At 60.6% G+C, this 4196-nt stretch carries 7 protein-coding genes; 3 read left to right on the top strand and 4 right to left on the bottom strand.

Translation table 11 applies throughout. The features are described from left to right. Positions 1 to 143: 143 nt before the first annotated feature. The 4 genes from galU to ACF8FB_RS25050 all read right to left on the bottom strand — a co-directional run bounded on the left by galU (position 144) and on the right by ACF8FB_RS25050 (position 3218). On the bottom strand, positions 144 to 983 hold the full coding sequence (gene galU / locus ACF8FB_RS25065; RefSeq protein ID WP_010954649.1) for a UTP--glucose-1-phosphate uridylyltransferase GalU: 840 nt from the start codon (positions 981 to 983) through the stop codon (positions 144 to 146). Between the two features lie 236 nt (positions 984 to 1219). Then, the gene (locus ACF8FB_RS25060) at positions 1220 to 2134 is read right to left on the bottom strand and encodes a c-type cytochrome (RefSeq protein WP_012051913.1); all 915 of its coding nucleotides are present in this window, start codon (positions 2132 to 2134) and stop codon (positions 1220 to 1222) included. Next, the gene (locus tag ACF8FB_RS25055; protein WP_049587967.1) at positions 2131 to 2781 is read right to left on the bottom strand and encodes a cytochrome c; all 651 of its coding nucleotides are present in this window, start codon (positions 2779 to 2781) and stop codon (positions 2131 to 2133) included. Before ACF8FB_RS25055 ends, ACF8FB_RS25060 begins: the two co-directional genes overlap by 4 nt. Before the next feature lie 77 nt (positions 2782 to 2858). Beyond that, a complete protein-coding gene (locus ACF8FB_RS25050) occupies positions 2859 to 3218 on the bottom strand; it encodes a hypothetical protein (RefSeq protein WP_003250915.1) in 360 nt (119 codons plus the stop codon). 159 nt (positions 3219 to 3377) lie between these two features. Here ACF8FB_RS25050 and ACF8FB_RS25045 point away from each other — a divergent pair, with 159 nt between their 5' ends. The 3 genes from ACF8FB_RS25045 to ACF8FB_RS25035 all read left to right on the top strand — a co-directional run. Next, positions 3378 to 3680 (top strand): DUF1883 domain-containing protein, encoded by a 303-nt coding sequence (locus tag ACF8FB_RS25045; RefSeq protein ID WP_003250918.1) that lies wholly within the window; start codon positions 3378 to 3380, stop codon positions 3678 to 3680. Positions 3681 to 3687: 7 nt separating this feature from the next. Continuing rightward, positions 3688 to 3858 carry a hypothetical protein gene (locus ACF8FB_RS25040; protein WP_012051910.1) on the top strand — a complete coding sequence of 57 codons (171 nt, stop codon included), beginning with the start codon at positions 3688 to 3690 and terminating at the stop codon, positions 3856 to 3858. 51 nt (positions 3859 to 3909) lie between these two features. Beyond that, the coding region (locus ACF8FB_RS25035; RefSeq protein ID WP_392512296.1) for a nitronate monooxygenase at positions 3910 to 4196 on the top strand (287 nt) is incomplete at its 3' end.

Raw genomic sequence — 4196 nt, 5'->3', positions numbered from 1 at the left:
TGCCGGGTGTGTAGAGGACTTTCACCTCCAAGTCACCCACTTGGCCACCACAACCAAGCGGGTTGCGCTTACGCGCAACGCGCCATGCCTGGCGCACACAAAAAAGCCACCCCGAAGGATGGCTTTGAGGCCAGCAGGGCTTATCAGTAAGCCTTGCCAGTCTTGTAGTAGTTCTCGAAGCAGAAGTTGGTCGCGTCGATGTAGCCTTCGGCGCCACCGCAGTCGAAACGCTTGCCCTTGAACTTATAGGCAATCACGCAGCCATCCTTCGCCTGCTGCAGCAGGGCATCGGTGATCTGGATTTCACCGCCTTTGCCTGGCTTGGTGTTGGCGATGATGTCGAAGATATCCGGGGTCAGGATGTAACGGCCGATGATCGCCAGGTTCGAAGGCGCGTCTTCCGGGGCCGGTTTTTCGACCATGTTGGTCACACGGAAGATGTCGTCGCGGATCATCTCACCGGCGATCACACCATACTTGTTGGTTTCCTGCGGGTCGACTTCCTGGATGGCGACGATCGAGCAGCGGTACTGTTTGTACAGCTTGACCATCTGAGTCAGTACGCCGTCACCTTCCGGGTTGACGCACAGGTCGTCCGCCAGCACCACCGCGAACGGCTCGTCACCGATCAGTGGGCGGCCAGTGAGAATGGCGTGGCCGAGGCCCTTCATTTCGGTCTGGCGCGTGTACGAGAACGAGCACTCGTTGAGCAGACGACGAATACCGACCAGGTATTTTTCCTTGTCGGTGCCTTTGATCTGGTTTTCCAGCTCGTAGCTGATGTCGAAGTGGTCTTCCAGGGCGCGCTTGCCGCGCCCGGTAACGATGGAGATCTCGTTCAGACCCGCATCCAATGCTTCTTCAACGCCATACTGGATCAGTGGCTTGTTGACCACCGGCAGCATTTCCTTGGGCATGGCTTTGGTAGCAGGCAAGAAGCGTGTGCCGTAGCCGGCTGCCGGGAACAAGCATTTTTTGATCATATACGTCCTTACAAAAGGCTAGGCCTGTGGAATTCGGCGCAGTCTAATCAGGCGGCAGTCACCTTACAATGCCCCCGATAACGACCGTTGCCATCATAGAGATATCCCAGTGTAGATAGTTCCGGGGGATCGTAAATATTGCTGTCATACATGACCGTTGGATGACAGGGAAATCAGCGTGACGGTGGCGGCCTCTTCGACGGGCTCACGCGCCAAGAGGCCGCCACCGGTTTACCTCAGCTCCCCGTCCCTTGTCCGATCAGCACCCCATCAACCTGCTGACCATACAGGTTAACCCCATCATTGGCATGAAACTTCACCCGCGTCTTCTCGATGGATCCCTCTACCAACCGCGGGTCCTGTGGCCGCTCGTGGCGGTTGATCCACGCCGCCACATCCCAGGCCTGCTGATCGCTGAGGCTGCCCGGCTTGCCAAGCGGCATGTTGTACTTGATGAACGACGCCGCGGTATTGATGCGGTGCATGCCGGCCCCCCAGTTGTAGGAGTCCTTGCCCCAAAGCGGCGGCATTACGTACTCGCCTGCGACCTTTTGCCCTTCACCGTTATCGCCATGGCAAATCGCGCATTGTTCACGGTAAACCTGCTGGCCGCGCTTGAAGTCATAACCGCCCTTGGGTTGTGCCACCTCCGGATAACCACGTCCGGCAATCTCCACACCGGTCGGCGCCTTGGTCGACAGCCAGTATGAATACACCGCCAATGCCGTCATCTGCGGGCTGTCAGCGGCCGGCGGCTTGCCGTTCATGCTGAACTGAAAACACCCTTGGATACGCTCGGCGAAGGTGTTGACCTTGTCATTCTTCTTGCGATAGGCCGGATACATCGGGTAGGCACCCCACAGCGGCGCCGAATGCGCCAACCGCCCCTGATCGAGGTGGCAGTTACTGCAGTTCATGCCGTTGCCCACCGCCTCGGGCATCAGTCGGCGGGTGTCGACGAACAAGGCGTGGCCTTCACGCACCATTTTGCCAAAGGCATTATCGGGCAACTCACGCTCAGCAGGCGGCACGAACTGCGGTGCTGCCTGCACACCGGGAACCTTCAACTGCGACTGGTCTTCCATGGCGATCGGCGTGGCCTGGGCGCTGCCCACGGCCAGCAGCAACAAAACGGGAATCAGGGTTTTCATGGCGTGACCTCCTGGCTGGCGGGGCGGGCGAAGAACTCGGCAACGGCCTTGATCTCCTCATCGGTCATGGCCTTGGCCACGCCGACCATCAGCTGGTTGGGGTCATTGCTGCGGCTGCCGTCGCGCCAGGCATTGAGCTGTGCCACCAGGTAACTGGCGGGCTGGCCGGCCAAGGGTGGGAAGTGTTCGCCCACCCCGCCGCCACCCGGCCCGTGGCATTGCACGCAACCAGGAATCTGCCGGCTCCAGTCGCCGTACAGGGCCATGCGGGTAGTCGGGTCATCGGCAATCTGCTGGCGGTGCAGGTCGCCAGCGGGCACTGCCGGCAGGCTGGCCAGGTAGGTACTGACGGCCTTGATTTCGTCGTCGCTCAGGGCCTTGGCCAAAGGTTCCATCACTGGCTGCTTGCGGCTGCCGTTGCGCCAGTCCTGCAACTGCTTGGCAAGATAACCGGCCGGTAGCCCGGCCAAACGTGGAAAGCCGGCAGCCGCAATGCCATTGCCGTCCGGGCCGTGGCAACCCAGGCAGGCCATGGCGGCGGGGTTGGCCCCCCCCTGGGTGAAGACCTTCTGACCGTCGGCGGCATGTGCCGCGGGCCAGGCCAGGATCAGCAAGCTGCCGATCATCACGCGTCTCAACGGTGTCATCACGAATCTCCTTTTCTTTTGTTATATGTTTAGGCTTAAAACATATAAGCAGAGAAAGGAGGACCCGTTGCTTCAGATCAACTTCCGGAGATGCACTGCGTTGCGGCAGTGCGCACATCGCCAAGGCGCAGCGGGAAGTTATTCAGCCGCTCGTGCAGTTTGATGCTGCTGCCGCTGCCGCGCTTGTCGATATCCACCAGCGCCGCCGGGCCGGCACCTGAGGTGATTTTCTGCGGTACGATCAGCCGCAGGCCGTCGCCACGCTGCTCTTCGGTCAGCGGGTCACGCGTATCGGCAAGCTTCTCCTTTACGCAGTCGGCATAGGCGCGTGGGCTCTTGCCAGAGATCACATCCATCGTTTCACGCGATTGCTCCAGCTCCGCGACGCTCACGCAGCCACCGAGCGCAACCGACAACGCCGCCACCATCCACTTCATTTGCTGCACCTCTGCCTTCAAGAATTCGCTTCGACCACATCCAGGCGGTTTTGCTCCCTGCTTTGGCAGAATTATCTACGCCCGGCGATCAACGCGGCAGTGTAACGGCACATCGTGGTATCTTTTGCTTTTGCAGATCCAAACCTTGCGGAGCATCACATGAAATTCGTACACCAGCGCGAGCACCTCAACGAGGACGATATTGTCGTCATCGAGTGCTCCCAGCGCTGCAATATCCGCCTGATGAACGACGCCAACTTCCGCAGCTTCAAGAACGGCGGCCGTCATACCTACCACGGCGGCCATTTCGAGAAGTTTCCGGCGAAGATCACCGTACCCAGCACCGGCTTCTGGAACATCACCATCGATACCGTCACCACTCGCCCGATCTCGGTCACCCGCAAGCCAACGCTGACCCACAAGATCAAGATCATCCGTCGTTCGTCGTCGAAACTCAGATAAGGCCACCATGACCCAGACCATCAAGTACGTCATCAAATACAAGCTCGACGGCCAGCGTCGCTGGGATTTCGCGCTGATGCCCGATGCCTCGCAAGAGCAAGCCCTCGAGGCCCTGCGCAAGATCCACGGCGAAGACGCCGAGAAAATCAGCGACATCCAGGTCAGCAAGGCCCTGTAAGACTCGCCGCAAGCCCCCGCCGCAGCGCTCGCCCCACGCAAGGAGAATCGCATGAGCCATTGGCCCGACCGCCGTATCCTCAACCTGCTGGGCATCGAGCTGCCCATTCTGCAGGCACCCATGGCGGGGGCGACCGGCTCGGCCATGGCCATCGCTGTGGGCCAGGCAGGTGGGCTGGGCGCCCTGCCCTGCGCCATGCTCAGCGGCGAACAGGTGCGCGCCGAGATCGCTGCATTCCGCGCCGGCTGCCCGGGGCGCCCGCTGAACCTGAACTTCTTTTGCCACCAGCCGCCAGCGCCCGATGCCGAGCGCGATGCGCGCTGGAAGCAGGCACTTGA

Origin of the sequence: Pseudomonas sp. yb_2 (genome assembly GCF_043103905.1) — a bacterium.
Taxonomy (GTDB): Bacteria; Pseudomonadota; Gammaproteobacteria; order Pseudomonadales; family Pseudomonadaceae; genus Aquipseudomonas; species Aquipseudomonas alloputida.
Note: the sequence above shows the minus strand (reverse complement) of the source record. Positions and strands in the feature narration are given on the sequence as shown.